20 protein-coding genes are annotated in these 17,575 nt (G+C 70.5%); 13 read left to right on the top strand and 7 right to left on the bottom strand.

The window, feature by feature from the left end; all coding sequences use genetic code 11:
• The first annotated feature begins 75 nt into the window (after positions 1-75).
• The 3 genes from ACGG9C_RS08365 to ACGG9C_RS08355 all read left to right on the top strand — a co-directional run bounded on the left by ACGG9C_RS08365 (position 76) and on the right by ACGG9C_RS08355 (position 2,529).
• A complete protein-coding gene (locus tag ACGG9C_RS08365; protein ID WP_071045332.1) occupies positions 76-813 on the top strand; it encodes a PspA/IM30 family protein in 738 nt (245 codons plus the stop codon).
• Between the two features lie 493 nt (positions 814-1,306).
• Positions 1,307-2,122, top strand: a complete 816-nt coding sequence (locus tag ACGG9C_RS08360; protein WP_071045333.1) for an arginase family protein — start codon at positions 1,307-1,309, stop codon at positions 2,120-2,122.
• The gene (locus ACGG9C_RS08355) at positions 2,119-2,529 is read left to right on the top strand and encodes a Fe-S oxidoreductase (protein WP_286721035.1); all 411 of its coding nucleotides are present in this window, start codon (positions 2,119-2,121) and stop codon (positions 2,527-2,529) included. The genes ACGG9C_RS08360 and ACGG9C_RS08355 overlap by 4 nt, the downstream gene beginning before the upstream one ends.
• A gap of 4 nt (positions 2,530-2,533) precedes the next feature.
• Here ACGG9C_RS08355 and ACGG9C_RS08350 read toward each other — a convergent pair whose 3' ends face one another.
• The 3 genes from ACGG9C_RS08350 to ACGG9C_RS08340 are packed head-to-tail and all read right to left on the bottom strand — an operon-like array spanning position 2,534 to position 4,294.
• Complete coding sequence (locus ACGG9C_RS08350; RefSeq protein ID WP_071045335.1) at positions 2,534-3,007, bottom strand: SIP domain-containing protein; 474 nt, start codon at positions 3,005-3,007, stop codon at positions 2,534-2,536.
• Between the two features lie 58 nt (positions 3,008-3,065).
• Positions 3,066-3,824, bottom strand: a complete 759-nt coding sequence (locus tag ACGG9C_RS08345; protein ID WP_390178527.1) for a tyrosine-protein phosphatase — start codon at positions 3,822-3,824, stop codon at positions 3,066-3,068.
• Positions 3,821-4,294 carry a carboxymuconolactone decarboxylase family protein gene (locus ACGG9C_RS08340; protein ID WP_071045336.1) on the bottom strand — a complete coding sequence of 158 codons (474 nt, stop codon included), beginning with the start codon at positions 4,292-4,294 and terminating at the stop codon, positions 3,821-3,823. The genes ACGG9C_RS08345 and ACGG9C_RS08340 overlap by 4 nt, the downstream gene beginning before the upstream one ends.
• 26 nt (positions 4,295-4,320) lie before the next feature.
• On the opposite strand from ACGG9C_RS08340, the gene ACGG9C_RS08335 reads away from it, so the two are divergent.
• The 8 genes from ACGG9C_RS08335 to ACGG9C_RS08300 all read left to right on the top strand — a co-directional run bounded on the left by ACGG9C_RS08335 (position 4,321) and on the right by ACGG9C_RS08300 (position 11,846).
• Positions 4,321-5,280: an alpha/beta fold hydrolase gene (locus ACGG9C_RS08335; protein WP_390178585.1), complete on the top strand. Its 960-nt coding sequence runs from the start codon at positions 4,321-4,323 to the stop codon at positions 5,278-5,280.
• Positions 5,281-5,480: 200 nt separating this feature from the next.
• Positions 5,481-6,995: an ABC transporter substrate-binding protein gene (locus ACGG9C_RS08330; RefSeq protein WP_390178526.1), complete on the top strand. Its 1,515-nt coding sequence runs from the start codon at positions 5,481-5,483 to the stop codon at positions 6,993-6,995.
• The gene (locus tag ACGG9C_RS08325; RefSeq protein WP_390178525.1) at positions 6,992-7,942 is read left to right on the top strand and encodes an ABC transporter permease; all 951 of its coding nucleotides are present in this window, start codon (positions 6,992-6,994) and stop codon (positions 7,940-7,942) included. The genes ACGG9C_RS08330 and ACGG9C_RS08325 overlap by 4 nt, the downstream gene beginning before the upstream one ends.
• The gene (locus ACGG9C_RS08320) at positions 7,939-8,835 is read left to right on the top strand and encodes an ABC transporter permease (protein WP_286721025.1); all 897 of its coding nucleotides are present in this window, start codon (positions 7,939-7,941) and stop codon (positions 8,833-8,835) included. The genes ACGG9C_RS08325 and ACGG9C_RS08320 overlap by 4 nt, the downstream gene beginning before the upstream one ends.
• Positions 8,832-9,620, top strand: coding sequence for an ABC transporter ATP-binding protein (locus tag ACGG9C_RS08315; protein ID WP_390178524.1), 789 nt, complete (start codon positions 8,832-8,834; stop codon positions 9,618-9,620). The genes ACGG9C_RS08320 and ACGG9C_RS08315 overlap by 4 nt, the downstream gene beginning before the upstream one ends.
• Positions 9,617-10,417, top strand: a complete 801-nt coding sequence (locus tag ACGG9C_RS08310; protein ID WP_390178523.1) for an ABC transporter ATP-binding protein — start codon at positions 9,617-9,619, stop codon at positions 10,415-10,417. Before ACGG9C_RS08315 ends, ACGG9C_RS08310 begins: the two co-directional genes overlap by 4 nt.
• Before the next feature lie 39 nt (positions 10,418-10,456).
• Positions 10,457-11,527 (top strand): M4 family metallopeptidase, encoded by a 1,071-nt coding sequence (locus ACGG9C_RS08305; protein WP_390178522.1) that lies wholly within the window; start codon positions 10,457-10,459, stop codon positions 11,525-11,527.
• Complete coding sequence (locus ACGG9C_RS08300; RefSeq protein ID WP_071045343.1) at positions 11,511-11,846, top strand: protealysin inhibitor emfourin; 336 nt, start codon at positions 11,511-11,513, stop codon at positions 11,844-11,846. The genes ACGG9C_RS08305 and ACGG9C_RS08300 overlap by 17 nt, the downstream gene beginning before the upstream one ends.
• Before the next feature lie 6 nt (positions 11,847-11,852).
• Here the strand turns inward: ACGG9C_RS08300 and ACGG9C_RS08295 are convergent, their stop codons facing one another.
• The 3 genes from ACGG9C_RS08295 to ACGG9C_RS08285 are packed head-to-tail and all read right to left on the bottom strand — an operon-like array spanning position 11,853 to position 13,665.
• Positions 11,853-12,470 (bottom strand): GNAT family N-acetyltransferase, encoded by a 618-nt coding sequence (locus ACGG9C_RS08295; RefSeq protein WP_071045344.1) that lies wholly within the window; start codon positions 12,468-12,470, stop codon positions 11,853-11,855.
• Positions 12,471-12,479: 9 nt separating this feature from the next.
• Positions 12,480-13,178 carry a uracil-DNA glycosylase gene (locus tag ACGG9C_RS08290; RefSeq protein ID WP_390178521.1) on the bottom strand — a complete coding sequence of 233 codons (699 nt, stop codon included), beginning with the start codon at positions 13,176-13,178 and terminating at the stop codon, positions 12,480-12,482.
• 1 nt (position 13,179) lies between these two features.
• Positions 13,180-13,665, bottom strand: coding sequence for a phosphoribosyltransferase (locus ACGG9C_RS08285; protein ID WP_071045346.1), 486 nt, complete (start codon positions 13,663-13,665; stop codon positions 13,180-13,182).
• Positions 13,666-13,738: 73 nt separating this feature from the next.
• On the opposite strand from ACGG9C_RS08285, the gene ACGG9C_RS08280 reads away from it, so the two are divergent.
• Complete coding sequence (locus ACGG9C_RS08280; protein ID WP_390178520.1) at positions 13,739-15,223, top strand: MFS transporter; 1,485 nt, start codon at positions 13,739-13,741, stop codon at positions 15,221-15,223.
• Here the strand turns inward: ACGG9C_RS08280 and ACGG9C_RS08275 are convergent, their stop codons facing one another.
• Positions 15,224-16,009 carry an SDR family oxidoreductase gene (locus tag ACGG9C_RS08275; protein ID WP_390178519.1) on the bottom strand — a complete coding sequence of 262 codons (786 nt, stop codon included), beginning with the start codon at positions 16,007-16,009 and terminating at the stop codon, positions 15,224-15,226.
• 152 nt (positions 16,010-16,161) lie between these two features.
• Here ACGG9C_RS08275 and ACGG9C_RS08270 point away from each other — a divergent pair, with 152 nt between their 5' ends.
• Positions 16,162-17,484, top strand: a complete 1,323-nt coding sequence (locus ACGG9C_RS08270) for a bifunctional o-acetylhomoserine/o-acetylserine sulfhydrylase (RefSeq protein WP_071045349.1) — start codon at positions 16,162-16,164, stop codon at positions 17,482-17,484.
• The last annotated feature ends 91 nt before the right edge of the window (positions 17,485-17,575 follow it).

Below are 17,575 nucleotides of genomic sequence, written 5' to 3'. Positions count from 1 at the left end.
CGACCCCGACGTCGCCCCTCGACTCCCGTCCCCTCCGCATCCCGACCAGAACCATCGACAGGAAGGAACCTCGTGATGGCAAAGCAGTCCATCTTCGGCCGCATCTCCACCCTCATCAAGGCGAACGTCAACGCCCTGATCGACTCGGCCGAAGACCCGCAGAAGATGCTCGACCAGCTCGTGCGCGACTACACGAACAGCATCGCCGACGCCGAGTCGGCCATCGCCGAGACCATCGGCAACCTGCGCCTGCTGGAGCGCGACCACCAGGAGGACGTGCAGGCGGCCGCGGAGTGGGGCAACAAGGCCCTCGCGGCGAGCAAGAAGGCCGACGAGCTGCGCCAGTCCGGCCACACGGCGGATGCCGACAAGTTCGACAACCTCGCCAAGATCGCGCTGCAGCGCCAGATCAGCGAGGAGAACGAGGCGAAGGCGATCGCGCCGACCATCGCCACGCAGACCGAGGTCGTCGACAAGCTCAAAGACGGTCTGAACGGCATGAAGCAGAAGCTCGAGCAGCTGAAGGCCAAGCGCAGCGAGCTGCTCGCCCGCGCGAAGACGGCCGAGGCGCAGGTGAAGGTCCACGACGCGGTCCGGTCCATCGATGTGCTGGATCCGACGAGCGAGCTGGGACGCTTCGAGGACAAGGTGCGCCGCCAGGAGGCCCTCGCCGCCGGCAAGCAGGAACTGGCCGCCTCGAGCATCGACGCGCAGTTCGAAGCGCTCGAAGACGTCGGGCAGCTCACCGAGGTCGAGGCGCGCCTGGCCGCGCTGAAGACCGGCGGCTCGTCACAAGGCGCGATCGGCTCCTGAGCATTCGAAGGCGCTCGGCTGCGGCCGGGCGCCTTCGGTATGCCGGCGGGACCGCCGCCCCGCCGGCAGGTTCCTGCACCGCGGCACACCGGCAGGTGCCGCCGCCGAGCTGGACACCAACTCAGGCTGGCCGCCCATCCACCCTGCCGGGGACGCCGGAATCCCGCCACCCGCGCACGCTCAGCCTGAGTTCGGGCACACCGGGTACTCAATCGCGCCCACCGCCCCGACGCCGCGCCGCCGCCCCGACGCCGCGCCGGCAGGTGCCGCCGCCGCGCTGGACACCAACTCAGGCTGGCTGTCCATCCACCCCGCCGGAGACGCCGGAATCCCGCCACCCGCGCCCGCTCAGCCTGAGTTCGGGCACAGCCTGAGTGCGGCACGGCGACAGAGTTCGGGCACGGCCGTGGCGTTCGATCGGGAGGCGGTGCACGCGGGGACCCGGCTGCGGCGGTGGATGCGGCGACGATCTCACGTGCGAGAGGATGTGGCGATGAGCCGTTTCGTGGTGGTGCCGCAGTGGCAGGGGTCTGGTTCGTCGCGCGCGATGCAGCTGGTCGATGGGGCCGCGGCGATCGCCGGTGACCTTCCGCGGGCCTCCTGCACACCGCTGGAGGTGCCGCTGGAGGCCGGCGAATCGCTCGGAAGCGGCGTGCGCCGACTCAGCTCCCTGGTCCGCGTGCGCGAAGCGCTCGAACGCGAACTCGCCGACGTCTCCGAGCCGACGATCGTGGTCGGCGGCGACTGCGGCGTCGCCCTCGGCGCCGTGTCGGCCATCGCTTCCTCCGACCTCGCGCTGGTCTGGTTCGACGCCCACGCCGATCTGAACACGCCCGAATCGTCGCCGAGCGGCGCCTTCGGCGGCATGGTGCTGCGCGCCCTCCTGGGCGACGCTCCCTCGCGGCTGGCCCTCCCGACAGGCACGATCACGACCGATCGCGTCGTCCTCGCCGGCTCGCGCGATCTCGACCCCGCAGAGGTCGACTTCCTGGCGGGCTCGGCCATCCGCACACTGGCTCCGGACGCGTTCGCCGAGCCCGCCCGCTTCGGCGAGGCCGTCGCGGCGACGGGTGCGACGCGCGTGCACATCCACGTCGACCTCGACGTGCTGGACCCCGCGGCGATGAGCGGCGTCTCACAGCCCGTGCCCTTCGGACCGTCGGTTGCGGAGGTCGTGGCCGCCATCCGTGCGGTGCGGGAGGTGCTCCCCTGTGCGGGGGCGACGCTCACCGGATTCTCGCCGGTGTCGCCGGATGCCGCCGTGGACGACCTCGGGGCGATCCTGCGTATCATCGGAGCCCTCGCGTGAGCGAGCAGATCTCGCGCCGCATCGAGCGGCGTCTGCCGTCGTTCCTGCTCGATTCGCCCGTGAGCGCGGTCGGGTACGCGTACGGCACCGCGGTCGGGATGCTGTGGGGCTTCCTCTGGAGCACCGGTCCGATCGAGCGCCGGGGCGAGCTGTGGGTCTTCCGGGGGATGCCCGCGTGGACGTTCCCGCGCGGCGGAGTGTGCATGGGCGCCTGCTATCTGACCGGCTCATTGCCGGTGGATGCCGGCATCGTGCGGCACGAGAGCGTGCACGCGAGGCAGTGGCGTCGATTCGGCTTCCTGATGCCCGTGCTCTACACCCTCGAAGGTCGAGACCCGCTCCGCAATCGATTCGAGATCGATGCCGGCCTCGCCGACGGACGATACGTGCGGCGCCGCCGTCGGTGACGACTCAGCGAGCGGTGGCGAGGCCGAAGCGTTCGGGGGTGCGGATGGACGTGGCCGGGATGCCGCGCACCTCGGTGAGGTGGTCCACGATGTCGGCGGTGCCGAGGTAGCCGCCCAGAAGGATGATGCGGGTGTCGTCGGCGTCGGCGCAGAGCATCTCGTCGGCCCACGCGACCACGGCGCGGTGCACTGCGGCGCCGGGAGCGCAGAAGCGCCCGGTGCCGGGCTCCCCAGACCTGCGCGCCCGCGCCAGCCACGTCACCGTCATACGGGCGGGGGCGCTCACCGCGGCGATCCATGATTCGTCGGGAACCTCGATGAACACGCGGCCCGTCGAACAGATCGGAAGCCCGGCCAGGACGACCTCGAGTTCGGTCAGCGACGCCTCATCGGCGGCGATGAGGTGCTGCACGCGGGAGTGCCGGGGCGTACGGCACGCGGCGGCGCCGTGCTCGGTGGAGGCGATGCGGGCAGTCATGATGACGCCAGTATACCCCGAGGCAAGGCTTGCCTAACCGGTTCGGCGGAGATCGTCCTCATCGCGCGGTGACCAGGACGCGCTTCACCTCGCGCACCTCGTCATCGGTCATGCCGTGAGCACGCAGGTAGTCCCCCGCCGATCCGTAGCGGCGGTCGATGTCGGCGAGGAGGTCCGCCATGACCGACGCCGGCGACTTCGAGGCGAGATCCTCGAGGTGGCGCGCGTGAGGATGCAGCCGCCGGAGGTGCGCGACCACCGACGTGCTGCGCCACTCCGGCAGCAGCGCCTCGGTGCGCGCGTAGTCCGCGACGACGTCGTCGCGCTCGACATCCGCGGCGGCGAGCGCGAGCGCGACCGTGACGCCGGTGCGGTCCTTGCCCACCGTGCAGTGCACGAGCACGGGCTGCTGCGTCACGATGCCGCGCACGACCTCGACGACCCGGTCCGCCGAGTCCTCGACCAGCAGTCGATACAGCTCGGCGAGCGAGACGTCGCGGGCGAAGAAGGACTCGACCGAGCCGAGGAACAGCGGCACGCGCAGGGTCTGAACGTCCGGCGATCCGACCGGACTCGGCGCCTGGGCGACTTCGTCGTCATCGCGCAGGTCGATGATCCGTCGAATGCCGAGGGCTCCGAACGCCGTCACCCCGGCACCGTCGATTCGCGCCAGGTTGCCCGAGCGGAAGAGCACGCCCGATCGCGTCACCCCGTCGCCGGCGCGCAGGCCGCCGACGTCGCGCAGGTTGACGGCGCCGGGAACGTCCGGCAGTGCGGGGACCCCGGATGCACCGGGGCCGGCGGATGCGCCGCTCACCCCTCGTCACCTCGCGGCGGCACCGGGTAGCGCCCGGCGATGGCGACGCGGTTGAAAGCGTTGATCGACACCAGCAGCCAGCTGAGCGCGACGTACTCCTCTTCGGAGAGCACCCCGCCCACACGGTCGTACACCGCGTCGGAGACGCCGCCGTCGTGGATGTACACGTGCGACTCGGCGAGCTCGAGCGCCGCCCGCTCCCGCTCCGAGAACACCCCCGACTCCCGCCACGTGGCGATCTGAGCGATCGTGTCCGCATCGATCCCGACCCCCAGCGCCCTGTCCACGTGGACACGCACGCAGTAGGCGCATCCGTTGCGCTGCGACACATGGATCTGCACGATCTCGGCCAGCCGCGCGTCGACCCCCGACTCGCGCGTGAGCTCGCCCACCGACTTCGAGAACGCCGCGAGCGCCTGATACGCCTGTGGCGCCGACCGGGACAGGTGCACGCGACGCTCTTCGCTCATGCGCCCAGGGTATCCCGGGGTGCATGATGGAGCGCGTGAGCGACCCCTCCGACGAGTTCTCGTTCCTGCACGCCCAGTCCGCCGAAGCCGGGATCCCCGGCCCGCTTCCCCACGGTGAACGCGTGCGGCTGGAGCTCGCCGACGGCCGGACCCTGTCGGCGCTGGCCTTCGGATGGGAGGACGCCGAGCCGGGGCCGGCCGTGACGTTCCTGCACGGCGCGGGCCTGAACGCCCACACGTGGGACACGGTGGTGCTGGCCGCCGGCATCCCGGCGCTGGCGATCGACCTGCCCGGGCACGGCGACTCGTCCTGGCGAGATGATGCCGCGTATGTCGCCCGCGTGCTCGCCCCCGACGTGGCGACGGCTCTCGAGCGCTGGACCGACCGGCCGCAGCTGGTGGTGGGCCATTCGCTCGGCGGTCTGACCGCCGCGGCGCTGGCGGCCTCGCACCCCGACCTGGTGCGCGACCTGCTCATCGTCGACATCACGCCGGGTGTGGATCCGGACGGCGGCCCATCGGAGCTGCGCGCGTTCTTCGCCGGCCCGACGGACTGGGCCTCCCGGGACGAACTCGTCGACCGCGCGCTGTCGTTCGGCCTCGGGGGCGGATCCCGTGAGAAGGTCGCGCGGGGCGTGTTCTTCAATTCCCGGGTGCGTGAAGACGGGCGTGTGGAGTGGAAGCACCACTTCGCGCACCTCGCGTCCGCCGCCGCAGCCGATCCCGAGGCTGGGCGAGAGATCGCTGCCCGTCAGGATGCCCTGAGAGCGGTGCTCGGCGCGTCGGGATGGGAGGATCTCGCCGCGGTGACCGCCCCGATCACGCTCGTCCAGGCGAGCCGAGGATTCGTCACGGACGCCGACGCCGATCTCTTCCGCACCCGGCTGCCCGCGGCGGAGGTCATCCGGCTGAACGCCGGCCATAATGTGCAGGAGGACGCGCCGCTGGATCTGGCCGCACTCGTGCGCGGGCGCCTCGGAGAATGACCGAGGTATCGAACAGCGCATCGCCCCCACAGCGCTTCGGCTAACAACACTGCGTCTAACAACTCTGTTGCGGTGCGAGGCGACGAGTGTGCACCGGGCGCGACGGTTGCCTAGGCTGTTGTGTCGCACGAGGATCCTCGTGTCCACCGCGGTCGCTCGCAACCGGCGACCTCGCCGCGGATGCCCCCGAAAGGACCACCATGCCCCGTCGTCCCCTGCGCGCTGCCGGTGCGCTGCTCGTCGCCGGCGCCCTCGTGCTCACCGCCTGCACCGGCGGCTCCGATGAGCCGGCTCCGACGAGCTCGGCCGCTGCCGACCCCGACGCCTCCGTCGTCATCCGCCTCGTGCTGGAGCCGGGAAACCTCGACATCCGTCAGACCGCGGGGGCCGCTCTCGACCAGATCCTGATCGACAACGTCTACCAGGGCCTGGTCGCCCGAACCGCCGACCAGGAGATCGTGCCCTCTCTCGCCAGCGACTACGAGGTCTCCGAGGACGGTCTGACGTACACGTTCGAGCTGCGGGAGGGCGTCACCTTCCACGATGGACAGGAGCTGACGCCCGACGACGTCGTCTGGTCTCTCGAGACCCGTCGCGACACGCCGGAGTGGCGCGACTCGTCGCGCCTGGCGAACGTCGAGTCCATCACTGCCGACGGCCAGACGATCACCCTCACACTGTCCGAGCCGGACTCGACGCTGCTGTGGAATCTCACCGGACGCGCCGGGATCGTGCTGAAGGAGGGCGACGAGGTCGACTACCAGACCGACGCCAACGGCACCGGCCCGTTCGTCCTCGACGACTGGCTGCAGGGCGACAGCATCACCTTCGTGCGCAACGAGACCTACTGGGGAGAACCCGCGGGCGTCGCCGAGGTCGTGTTCGACTACATCCCCGACAATCAGGCCGCGCTCAACGCCGCCCTCGCCGGCGAGGTCGACGTGCTCACCGGGTTCGACGCCACCCTCGGCGACCAGGTCGAAGAGGGAGGCGACTTCGAGCTGGTGCTCGGCGAGTCGACCGACAAGGGCACGCTCGCGTTCAACCAGACCGAGGACAGCCCGCTGGCCGATCAGCGCGTGCGCCAGGCGATTCGCCAGGCGATCGACCACGAGGCGTTCATCGAAGCGGCCCAGTCCGGCCAGACGCTGTACGGTCCCATCCCGCCGCTCGACCCGGGACACGAAGACCTGTCCGACGTGGCGCCGTACGACCCCGAGGCGGCTCGGGAGCTGCTCGCCGACGCCGACGCGGAGGATCTCGAGCTGACCCTCACGATCCCGAACTTCTACCCGACGACGATCCCGCAGATCCTCGTGTCGAACCTCAACGAGGTCGGCATCACGCTCGAGGTCGAGTCGGTCGATTTCCCGACGTGGCTCAACGACGTGTACACGAACAAGGACTACGAGCTCAGCTTCGTGCTGCACACCGAGGCGCACGACTTCGAGAACTGGGCGAACCCCGACTACTACTTCACCTACGACAACCCCGAGGTGCAGGACCTGTACGCGCAGTCGGTCGCAGCAACGGACCCCGCCGAAGCCGAGGCGCTGCTCGCCGAGGCGGCGCGCAGCGTGTCGGAGGATGCGGCGGCGGACTGGCTGTACAACGGCGCCTCGGTGCTCGCGGTGGGGACTAACATCTCGAACATGCCCTCGACGAACGTCAACGAGCGCCTGGGACTCGCAGAGATCACCAAGAGCGACGGGTGATCCGCTACGCGCTGACACGGCTGGCCCTGCTGCTGCTCGGGCTGTTCGTGGCCAGCGTGGTGATCTTCCTCACGCTGCGCGTGCTGCCCGGTGACATCGCACAGGTGATCGCCGGGCAGAACGCGACCCCCGAACAGGTCACCGCCATCCGAGCGAGCCTCGGCCTGGATGCCCCGCTTCCCGCCCAGTACCTGGACTGGATCGGCGGCGTGTTCCGCGGCGACCTCGGCTCGTCGCTGCTGACCGGCACGCCGGTCGTCACGGAACTGGCGGAGAAGGCGCGTGTCACGGTCCCGCTCGGGATCCTGGCCATGACCTTCGCCCTGCTCATCAGCGCTCCCCTGGGCGTGCTGTCGGCGTTGCAGCGCGGTCGCGCCCTCGGCACGGGCCTGACCGTGGGCGCCCAGACCATCGCTGCGGTCCCCGTCGTGTGGGCGGGCATGATGCTGGTCGTCGTCTTCGCCGTCTGGCTCGGATGGCTGCCGGCCCAGGGCTTCCCTCGCGCGGGGTGGGCCGACCCGGCCGCAGCGCTGCGCGCGCTCCTGCTGCCGGCACTGACGATCGGCGCGGTCGAGGGCGCCATGCTGATGCGCTTCGTGCGCTCGGCGACGCTGCAGGCGATCGGACAGGACTACGTCCGCACCGCCGCGGCGAAGGGGCTCACCCGCACAGACGCTCTGCTCCGGCACGGTCTGCCCAACGTGGGCCTGTCGGTGGTCTCGGTCCTCGGCCTCCAGGTCGCCGGCATCATCGTCGGCGCGGTCGTCATCGAGGAGCTGTTCTCACTGCCCGGCATCGGCCGGATGCTCGTCGACGACGTGCAGAATCGCAATCTGCCGATGGTGCAGGGTGAGCTGCTCGCCCTCACCGGGTTCGTGCTCATCGTCGGGTTCCTCGTCGACCTGCTGCATCGGTCGATCGACCCGCGACAGCGGGAGGCGGCATGACCTCCCCGACCCGACGCGGCGCGCTCGCCCGCCTGTGGGCACTGTCGACCGGACGCTTCGGACTGGCCGTGGCGGCCGCGGTCGTCGTGACGGCGGCGGTGTCGCTGTTCTGGACCCCGTTCGATCCGCAGCAGGTCGACATCCCCGGGCGGTGGGCAGCTCCCGGATGGCCCCACGTGCTCGGCACCGACGCTTCCGGCCGCGACATCCTCAGCCTCATCATGGCCGGAGCACGCACCACCGTCGTCGTCGCGGTCGGGGCGGGCGTGATCGCGACCGTGATCGGCATCGCCCTCGCGGCGCTCGGGGCCCTCACCGCCCGGTGGATCCGCGAATCCACCGCCGTTCTCGTCGACGTCATGATCGCCTTCCCTGTGCTGCTGATCGCGATGATGATCTCCTCGGTCTGGGGCGGGTCGCTCGCGGTGGTCGTGTGGTCCGTCGGGATCGGATTCGGCGTCAACGTCGCGCGGGTCACCCGTCCGGAACTGCGTCGCGTGCTGCACAGCGACTTCGTGCTCGCCGGCCGTGCCGCAGGCCTCACTCCGCTGCAGAACCTCGGCATCCATCTGCTCCCCAACGTCGCCCCCGTGTTCATCGTGCAGCTGTCGTGGGCGATGGCGGTGGCCGTGCTCGCCGAAGCGGGCCTGTCGTACCTCGGGTTCGGTGCGCCGGTCACCGAACCCAGCTGGGGCCTGCTCCTGGCCGAGCTGCAGAGCTACATCACGGTGTATCCGCTCTCGGTCGTGTGGCCGGGGCTGGCGATCACGATCACGGTGCTCGGGCTCAATCTGCTCGGCGACGCCCTGCGCGAGGCCACCGACCCGACGCTCGCCCGACGCGGCGGCGCTGCGCGCGAAGCGCACTCCCATGTGCCGGAGGTGGTCGCATGAGCCTCGAGGTCACCGGCCTGCAGATCGAGATCGACGGGCGCCGCGTCGTCGACGACGTGAGCTTCGCCGTGCCCACCGGGGCGCGGCTGGGGCTGATCGGCGAATCCGGGTCCGGCAAGTCCCTCACGGCACTGGCGATCCTCGGGTTGCTGCCGGAGGGGGCCGTCGCGAGCGGCAGCGTGCGGTGGAAGGGAGAAGAGATCCTCGGGATGCCCGATCGCGAGCTCGCGCGCCTGCGGGGCGACGAGATCGGCATCGTGTTCCAGGAGCCGCGCACGGCGCTGAATCCGATCCGCACGATCGGGCGACAGATCGGCGAGCCCGCGCGCATCCATGAAGGCCTCTCTCGACGCGCGGCGGCCGCGCGCGCGGTGGACGAAGCACGACGCGTGTCGTTGGCGGATCCCGAGGGCATCGTCTCCCGGTACCCGCACCAGCTGTCCGGCGGCCAGCGGCAGCGCGCCGCGATCGCCATGGCACTCGCGGGCCGTCCCGCACTGCTCATCGCCGATGAACCCACGACGGCGCTGGATGTCACGATCCAAGCCGAGATCCTCGACCTGCTGCTCTCTCTCGTGGAGCACGACGGCATGTCGCTCGTGTTCATCACCCACGACCTGGCCGTCCTCGCGCAGATCGCGAGCTACGGCGTCGTGCTCGAAGACGGGCGCGTCGTCGAATCGGCGCCGGTGGCCGACCTGCTCTCCCGCCCGGTCTCGGCGGTCACGCAAGGCCTGCTGCGCGATGCCACGGCCACCCTGTGGCGCCCGGGAGCAGGCGCATGACCGCGCCGGCCTTCCGTGCCCGCGGGCTCGTGCGCCGCTTTCGCGGACCGCGCCCGGCACCCTTCGCCGCGCCGACCTGGACGACCGCCCTCGACGATGTCGACATCGACATCGACGCCGGAGCGCGCGTGGGCATCATCGGCGAGTCGGGCTCGGGGAAATCCACCCTCGTGCGCGTGCTTCTCGGCCTCGACGCCCCCACCGCGGGAACCGTCGAGTTCGACGGCCGCCGGGTCGACGCCCGGGGGCGCGCGCGGGAGCTGCACTGGCTGCGCCGTCAGACCGGCATCGTGTTCCAGGATCCCTATGGCTCCCTCGACCCGCGGATGAGCGTCGGACGGATCGTCGGCGAACCGCTGTTCGCACTCGGGATCGACGGCGACCGGCGTGCGCGGGTGCGCCAGACGCTGGAACGGGTGGGGCTCGACCCGGCCATGGCCGCGCGGTATCCCCACGAGTTCTCCGGCGGACAGCGCCAGCGGATCGCCCTGGCGCGCGCGATCGTGCATCGACCTCGCGTGCTCGTGGGCGACGAGCCGATGAGCGCCCTCGACGTCACGGTACGCGCGCAGATCCTGCGCCTGATCGACGACCTGCGCCGCGACGAGGGCTTCACCCTCGTGATGGTCTCCCACGACATCGGTGTCGTGCAGAACCTCTGCACCGACGTGATCGTGATGAAGGACGGCCGCGTGGTCGAGGAGGGACCCACCGAGAAGGTGCTTCTTCAACCGCAGGTGGCGTACACACGGCGACTGCTGGCCTCCATCCCCACGATCGAGCCCCCGCGCTCCTGATCGCTTTCGCGTGTCGGAGCATCGCCCTAACCTCGGGACATGTCCGCAGATCGCCGTGTCCCGTCCGCGCCGGGGATCGTCCCGCCGTATCTCCTCGCCCGCATCGCCGCCGTGCCCGAGACACGATGGGAGCGGGCAGCCCACGCCGCACGCGCGACCCTCGAGGTGCACCGGGAGTACCGACCGGCCCCTGCGGCTGCCCCGCGCATCCGCTCAGCTGTCTCGTCGACTCCGGCCGCCCCACGCGAGATCGCCGACGCGCAGCACCGCGAGGAGCTCCCCGGCGTCGTGGTGCGACGGGAGGGCGAACCTCCGACGGCCGACGCCGTGGTCGACGAGGCCTACGACGGGCTGGGCGCCACGGCGTCGTTCTTCCGCGATGTCTACGGCCGCGCCGGCATCGATGCCGAGGGCGGCAGGCTCCTGGCGAGCGTGCACTACGGCCGTGCCTACGACAACGCGTTCTGGAACGGCGAGCGCATGGTCTTCGGTGACGGAGACGGCGAGGTGTTCCGAGGCTTCACGGGTTCCCTGTCCGTCATCGCCCACGAACTCGCGCACGGCGTCACCGAAGACGAGGGCGGGCTCGACTACGTCGGTCAATCTGGTGCTCTCAACGAGTCCCTCTCCGACGTGTTCGGGGTGCTCACCGAGCAGCACGCCCGTTGGCAGACCGCGCGGGAGGCGAGCTGGCTCGTCGGCGCCGAGATCTTCACCGAGCAGGTGCAGGGGATGGCGCTGCGCTCGCTCGCGCAGCCCGGCACCGCCTACGACGACGATGTGCTCGGTCGCGATCCCCAGCCCGCGCACATGCGCGACGTCGTCGTCACCGCCGACGACAACGGCGGCGTGCACATCAACTCCGGCATCCCCAACAAGGCGTTCCACCTCGTCGCGACCGCACTCGGCGGATGGGCGTGGGAGCGCGCGGGCCGCATCTGGTACGACACCCTCGTCTCCCGCGTCCTCCCCCGAACGTGCGATTTCGTCACCTTCGCACGCGCCACGATCGCCACCGCCGCCGCGGTGTACGGTGAGGTCTCGGAGGAAACCGATGCCGTGCGTTCGGCCTGGTCCGGCGTCGGTGTGATCGATGACAGCACCGGATGAGCCCGACACGGCAAGCGATGCGACCGCGCCGCATCTCGTCGCCGTCGTGGTGCGACGAACCGGCGGGATCGCGGGCGTTCCGCGGCAGTGGGCCGCGCATCCCGCACCCGACGACGGACGCCTGACCGATCTCGTCGCCCGGTGTCCGTGGCACGAGGTTCCCCCCGAGGAGCCGTCGGGTGCCGATCGCTTCGCCTGGCAGGTCACCGTTCGGTGGGATACCGACGACGAGCGGCATGCCGCGCTGCCCGACCGAGCGGTCCTCGGACCGTGGCGCGACCTCATCGAGGCCGTGAGGAACGCCGGCGGCAGCGCGTGAGCGCGGTCAGCGTGAGAACAGGCCGCGCTTGGCCTTCTTCCGGGGCTTGAGCGATTTCTGCAGGTAGACCGTGCCGAGCCAGCGGCCGAACTTGAAACCGACGCGGCCCATGCGCCCCACCTCTTCGAAGCCGAGCTTCTCGTGCAGCGCGATCGAGGCCTCCGCCCCCTTGTCGCTGATGACGGCGACGATCTCTCGGATGCCCTGCTCCTCGCACGCGGCGATCAGGGCTTCCAGCAGCGCGCGTCCGAGGCCCTTCCCGGCTGCGGCCTGGCCGAGGTAGATGGAGTTCTCGACGGTGTAGCGGAAGGAGGACTTGCCCGACCAGGGCGCGACGAGCGCGTATCCGAGCACCTGCCCCGACGGCGACTCGGCAACGAGGAACGGAAGACCGAGCTTGGTCAGGTGGTCGTACTTCTCCCGCCACTGCCCGAGCGTCCACCGCTTCTCGTCGAAGGTGACCACGGAGTTCGTGACGTAGTAGTTGTAGATCTCGCGGATATCGGGGATGTCGGCCTCCCGCGCGGGCCGGATCTCGAAGCTGAAGGGACGCTCGCGGTCGGCGCGGCGCCGCAGGTGGCGGGGCAGCGAACGACGGCTCTTGTCGTATTCCTCCTCCAGCATGCGGCCAGCCTACGCGCGTTCGGCCAGACGCCAGTCGATCGGATCGGCACCGGCCTCCCGCAGGAGCTCGTTCGTGCGGGAGAACGGGCGCGATCCGAAGAACCCTCGGCTGGCCGACAGCGGAGAGGGATGCGCGGAGGCCACAACGGGGGTGTCGCCCAGCAGCGGCCGCACGGTGGCCGCATCGCGCCCCCAGAGGATCGCCACCAGCGGCGCATGCCGGTCGACGAGGGAGCGGATGGCGTGCTCGGTGACCTTCTCCCATCCCCAGCCGCGGTGCGAACCCGGCGCACCCGGAGCGACCGTGAGCACGCGGTTCAGCAGCATCACGCCCTGGTCGCTCCATGCCGTGAGGTCACCGTGCTCGCTGGGCGGGATGCCGAGGTCGTCGTGCCGCTCGCGGTAGATGTTGGCGAGGCTTCGCGGCAGCGGGCGCACGTGCGCGTCCACGGCGAACGACAGTCCGATGGGGTGACCCGGCGTCGGGTAGGGATCCTGCCCGACGATCAGCACCTTCACGTCCTGGAGCGGGCGGGAGAACGCGCGGAGCACGTGATCCCCGGCCGGCAGGTACGAGCGCCCCGCCGCGGTCTCGGCGCGTAACCGGTCGCCGAGTCGAGCGATGTCGGCGGCGACGGGAGCCAGGGCCTGCGCCCATCCCTCGTCGATCAGCCCGTCGGCGGCGAGTTCGTCGAGCGTCCGTGGCACGTCAGGCCGCGTCTTCCTCGATCACCGAGCCCTGGGCCGACCACGGGAAGTCGATCCACAGCGCGGTGTCCTTCCACGCATAGTCGGGCTGGATGACGGTGGACGGCTTGGTGTAGATCGTCACCGACCGCACGTCGGCACCCTGCGTCGCGAGCAGGTCGACCGCGAGCGCGAGCGTGCGGCCACTGTCGGCGACGTCGTCGACCAGCAGCACGCGGCGTTCCGCGAGATAGGCCATGTCCAGTTCCGGAGGCAGCACCTCGGGTGCATCCAGAACGGTGCCGATGCCGGTGTAGAACTCGACGTTGATCGCCCCGCAGTTCTTCACCCCGAGCCCGTAGGCGATCGCCCCGGCGGGCAGCAGCCCGCCGCGTGCGATGGCGACGACGACCTCCGGCACGAAGCCGTCCGCGACGATGCGACGACTGAGGTCCCGGCACGCCTCTCCGAATCCGTCCCACGACAACGTCTCGCGCTCGATCTCCAACGGGTCTCCCTTCCTGGAGTCTCCAGCCTATGGCCCGCCGTCGCGCGCCTGGAGCGAGGTGTAGTCTCGCCCCGTGACCGACCCGACTCCCGTGCTCCGCCGATCAGCGCTCGGCATCACGGCCGGCCTCATCGGCTGGTTGATCGTCGTCGAGATCACCAGCGGCATCCTGCAGGGGTACTACGTGCCCCTCTTCAGCGACATCGTCGTGCATCTGGGCATCACCGACGCCGACGTCAACTGGTTCGAGGCGGCCCAGCTGCTGCTGTCGTCGATCGTCGTGCCCGTGCTCGCCAAGCTCGGCGACATGTACGGGCACAAGAAGGTGCTCCTGATCGCGACCGTGCTCACCGCGGGCGCGACGTGGTGGGTCGCCTTCGCCGACAACTTCTGGGTCTTCCTGATCGCCTGGGCCCTCCAGGGCTTCTATGTCGTCTGGCTGCCCCTGGAAGTGGCCCTGATCTTCGAACGCGGCCGCCGCGCGCGACACGGCGTCTCCGCGACCCGCCGCGCCGCCGGCCTGCTCGTCGTGGGCCTGCAGGCCGGTGCGATCCTCGGCGCCCTGGCCGCCGGACGCATCTTCGCCGCCACCGCCGAGAACCTCACCGTCACCCTCGTGATCCCGGCCGTGGCGGTCACCGCATGCTTCTTCGTGATCCTGTTCGGCGTACCCGAGTCCGAGCCGCTTCCCGGACGCCGACTCGACACGCTCGGCTTCGTCATCCTCACCATCGGACTGCTGCTCGTCACCGGTTCGCTCACGTTCCTCCGCCTCAGCGGCCCGTCGTTCGTCTGGACCTGGGTGTTGCTGGCCGCAGGCGTCGCCGCACTCGTGCTCTTCGTGCGCTTCGAACTGCGCCAGAGCGATCCCGCCATCGACATCCGCGTCTTCCGCCGCCCGGAGATGTGGCCCGTGCAGGTCACGGCCTTCCTCATCGGCATCAGTCTGCTCGGCGCCCAGGGCCCGCTCTCGACCTACGCCGGCACCGACAGCGCGCTCGGGTACGGACTCGGACTCGACGCCACCGCGCGCTCGAACCTCATCGGGGTGTATCTCGTCTCCCTGATCGTCGGCGCGGTGCTCTTCGCTGCCACCTCCCGGCGTGCGAGCCCCCGGATCGTCCTCATCGGCGCATCCGCCCTCGTGGGCGTCGGGTACCTGCTGTTCATCCCACTCCACGTCGAGCTGTGGCAGGTGCTGATGAACATGGTGATCGCGGGCATCGGATCGGGCGCTCTCGTCGCCGCGATGCCCGCCGCAGCGGCCGCGGCCGCTCCCCGAGGTCAGACCGGCGTCGCATCCGCCCTGACCAACACCACCAAGACCATCGGCGGCACCTTCGCCTCGGCCGTCTTCGGCGTCGTGCTCGCCGCGGGCGTCGGGGCGGCTGCGAGCTCCACCGCGGCCTCGCTCGGCGGTTACATCACGGTGTGGGCGATCTGCGCCGGTGGCGGCCTCCTGGCCGCGGTGCTGCTGTTCTTCGTACCCAAGGTCGCCTTCGCCGACGAGGTGCCCGAGTCCGCCGACGCGGTCGCCGGCGAGTCGCAGATCATCTGATCAGACGTCGGCGGGCGGGCGCACCCGGAGCGGGCCGCGCGCCAGCAGGTGCTGCGCGGACTGCGCCACCGGTCGCATGGTGATCAGGTCCAGGTTCACGTGCCCGGGCGTGCAGAGCGCGTAGGCGATGACGTCGGCGACGTCATCGGCCACCAGCGGGGATTCGACACCCTCGTAGACGCGGTCGGTCGCCAGCTGGTCGCCGCCGAGCCGGTTCAGCGTGAACTCCTCGGTGTAGACCATGCCGGGTGCGACCTCCACGACGCGGATCGGCTCTCCGTTCAGCTCCAGCCGGAGGGCGTGCACGAGCATCGACTCTCCTGCCTTCGCGGCGTTGTACCCGCCGCCGCCCGCATACGCGGTCTGCGCGGCGGTCGACGTGACGAACAGGGTGTCCGCGTGACCGGAGGTGTCGGCGGCCTCCCGCAGGAGGGGAAGCAGCCGCGCGATCAGACGCTGTGCCGACATGACGTTCGCCTCGAACATCCATCGCCAGTCGTCGGGTGAGCCGTCTTCGACGCGGTCGGTGCCGCGCGCGCCACCCGCCACGTGCACGAGGGCGTGCACGGGCCCGGAGGTGGCCAGGAACGAGGCGAGCGCCGCGACATCGCTCTCGCGGGTGAGGTCGGCCGCGAACGCCGTGGCGCCGATCTCCGCCTCGAGCGCCTCCAGCCGCTCGGCGCGGCGGGCCACGGCGACGACGTCCCAGCCCGCCGAGCGCAGCGCCCGGGCTGTCGCCTCCCCGATCCCCGAGCTGGCACCGGTCACCACTGCACGCCTGGTCATGTCCCCACCGTATCGCCGCCGAGAGGGCGCCCGCGGCCAGCCGGAAGGTTACGTCACATTTCCCGACCGTTGTCACGGGGCACGGCTGTCCGTAGTCTCGCAATCGGCCCGCGACGCCCGCCGCGAGCCCCTCACGACCACAGGAGCGAGTGATGTCCGCACCCGAGAATTGGCGCTTCGAGACCAAGCAGGTCCACTCCGGAGCACAGCCCGACCCCACGACGAAGGCGCGCGCGACCCCGATCTACCAGACCACGTCGTACGTGTTCGACAACACCGATCACGCGGCGAACCTCTTCTCGCTGGCCGAGTTCGGCAACATCTACACGCGCATCATGAACCCGACACAGGACGTCGTCGAGCAGCGCATCGCCGCTCTCGAGGGCGGCACCGGCGGGCTCCTGCTCGCCTCGGGTCAGGCCGCGTCGACCTTCGCCGTGCTCAACATCGCCCAGGCCGGGGATCACTTCGTCGCCTCCAGCTCGATCTACGGCGGCACCTACAACCTCTTCAAGTACAGCCTCGCCAAGCTCGGCATCGAGGTGACCTTCGTCGAGAACCAGGACGACATCGAGGAGTGGCGCCGCGCGGTGCGCCCGAACACGAAGCTCTTCTTCGCCGAAACCATCGGCAATCCCCAGATCAACGTTCTGGACATCCGCGGCGTCGCCGACGCCGCCCACGAGGCCGGGGTGCCGCTGATCGTCGACAACACGATCGCGACGCCCTATCTCATCCGTCCGCTCGAGCACGGCGCCGACATCGTCGTGCACTCGGCCACGAAGTTCCTCGGCGGCCACGGCACCGTCATCGGCGGCACGATCGTCGACGGCGGCAGCTTCTCCTGGACCGACCACGCCGAGAAGTTCCCGGGCCTGACCACGCCCGACCCGTCCTACCACGGCGCGGTCTTCACGCAGGCGGTCGGCGACGGCCTCGCCTACATCATCAAGGCGCGTGTGCAGCTGCTGCGCGACCTCGGAGCGTCGATCTCGCCGCAGAGCGCATGGCAGCTCATCCAGGGGATCGAGACCCTGTCGCTGCGCATCGAGCGGCACGTGCAGAACGCCCAGGAGATCGCGGAATGGCTGGACGCCCACGACGACGTCGCCTCGGTGAACTACTCGGGTCTGCCGAGCTCGCCGTGGTACGCCGCCGCGAACCGCTACGCCCCGAAGGGCGTCGGCGCGGTGCTGTCCTTCGAGCTCAAGGGCGGCGTCGATGCGGGACGCGAGTTCGTCAACTCGCTGGAGCTGTTCAGCCACCTCGCCAACATCGGCGACGTGCGCTCGCTCGTCATCCACCCGGCCTCGACCACGCACTCCCAGCTCTCCCCGGAGCAGCAGCTCACCGCGGGTGTCACCCCGGGTCTGGTGCGGCTCTCGGTCGGGATCGAGAACGTCGCGGACCTCAAGGCCGACCTCGACCAGGCTCTCGCGGCCGCCCGTCGCGTCTCCGAGGCCGCCCGCGCCTGATCTCTCGTTCCGTGCGCCCGTCTTCACAGGACGGGCGCACGGTCGTTTGCACCCTTCGAGAGGAATTCCTCGTCCAGGAGGACGGCACTAT

It is taken from the genome of Microbacterium sp. MTN4-26 (assembly GCF_042846595.1).
Taxonomy (GTDB): domain Bacteria; phylum Actinomycetota; class Actinomycetes; order Actinomycetales; family Microbacteriaceae; genus Microbacterium; species Microbacterium luteum.
Note: the sequence above shows the minus strand (reverse complement) of the source record. Positions and strands in the feature narration are given on the sequence as shown.

What these genes read in the sequence shown, in the direction of transcription:
- ACGG9C_RS08365 (WP_071045332.1), top strand. Translation starts at nt 76, where the DNA reads ATGGCAAAGCAGTCCATCTTCGGCCGCATCTCCACCCTCATCAAGGCG.
- ACGG9C_RS08360 (WP_071045333.1), top strand. Translation starts at nt 1,307, where the DNA reads ATGAGCCGTTTCGTGGTGGTGCCGCAGTGGCAGGGGTCTGGTTCGTCG.
- ACGG9C_RS08350 (WP_071045335.1), bottom strand. Translation starts at nt 3,007, where the DNA reads ATGACTGCCCGCATCGCCTCCACCGAGCACGGCGCCGCCGCGTGCCGT.
- ACGG9C_RS08340 (WP_071045336.1), bottom strand. Translation starts at nt 4,294, where the DNA reads ATGAGCGAAGAGCGTCGCGTGCACCTGTCCCGGTCGGCGCCACAGGCG.
- ACGG9C_RS08335 (WP_390178585.1), top strand. Translation starts at nt 4,321, where the DNA reads ATGGAGCGCGTGAGCGACCCCTCCGACGAGTTCTCGTTCCTGCACGCC.
- ACGG9C_RS08330 (WP_390178526.1), top strand. Translation starts at nt 5,481, where the DNA reads ATGCCCCGTCGTCCCCTGCGCGCTGCCGGTGCGCTGCTCGTCGCCGGC.
- ACGG9C_RS08320 (WP_286721025.1), top strand. Translation starts at nt 7,939, where the DNA reads ATGACCTCCCCGACCCGACGCGGCGCGCTCGCCCGCCTGTGGGCACTG.
- ACGG9C_RS08315 (WP_390178524.1), top strand. Translation starts at nt 8,832, where the DNA reads ATGAGCCTCGAGGTCACCGGCCTGCAGATCGAGATCGACGGGCGCCGC.
- ACGG9C_RS08310 (WP_390178523.1), top strand. Translation starts at nt 9,617, where the DNA reads ATGACCGCGCCGGCCTTCCGTGCCCGCGGGCTCGTGCGCCGCTTTCGC.
- ACGG9C_RS08305 (WP_390178522.1), top strand. Translation starts at nt 10,457, where the DNA reads ATGTCCGCAGATCGCCGTGTCCCGTCCGCGCCGGGGATCGTCCCGCCG.
- ACGG9C_RS08300 (WP_071045343.1), top strand. Translation starts at nt 11,511, where the DNA reads ATGACAGCACCGGATGAGCCCGACACGGCAAGCGATGCGACCGCGCCG.
- ACGG9C_RS08295 (WP_071045344.1), bottom strand. Translation starts at nt 12,470, where the DNA reads ATGCTGGAGGAGGAATACGACAAGAGCCGTCGTTCGCTGCCCCGCCAC.
- ACGG9C_RS08275 (WP_390178519.1), bottom strand. Translation starts at nt 16,009, where the DNA reads ATGACCAGGCGTGCAGTGGTGACCGGTGCCAGCTCGGGGATCGGGGAG.
- ACGG9C_RS08270 (WP_071045349.1), top strand. Translation starts at nt 16,162, where the DNA reads ATGTCCGCACCCGAGAATTGGCGCTTCGAGACCAAGCAGGTCCACTCC.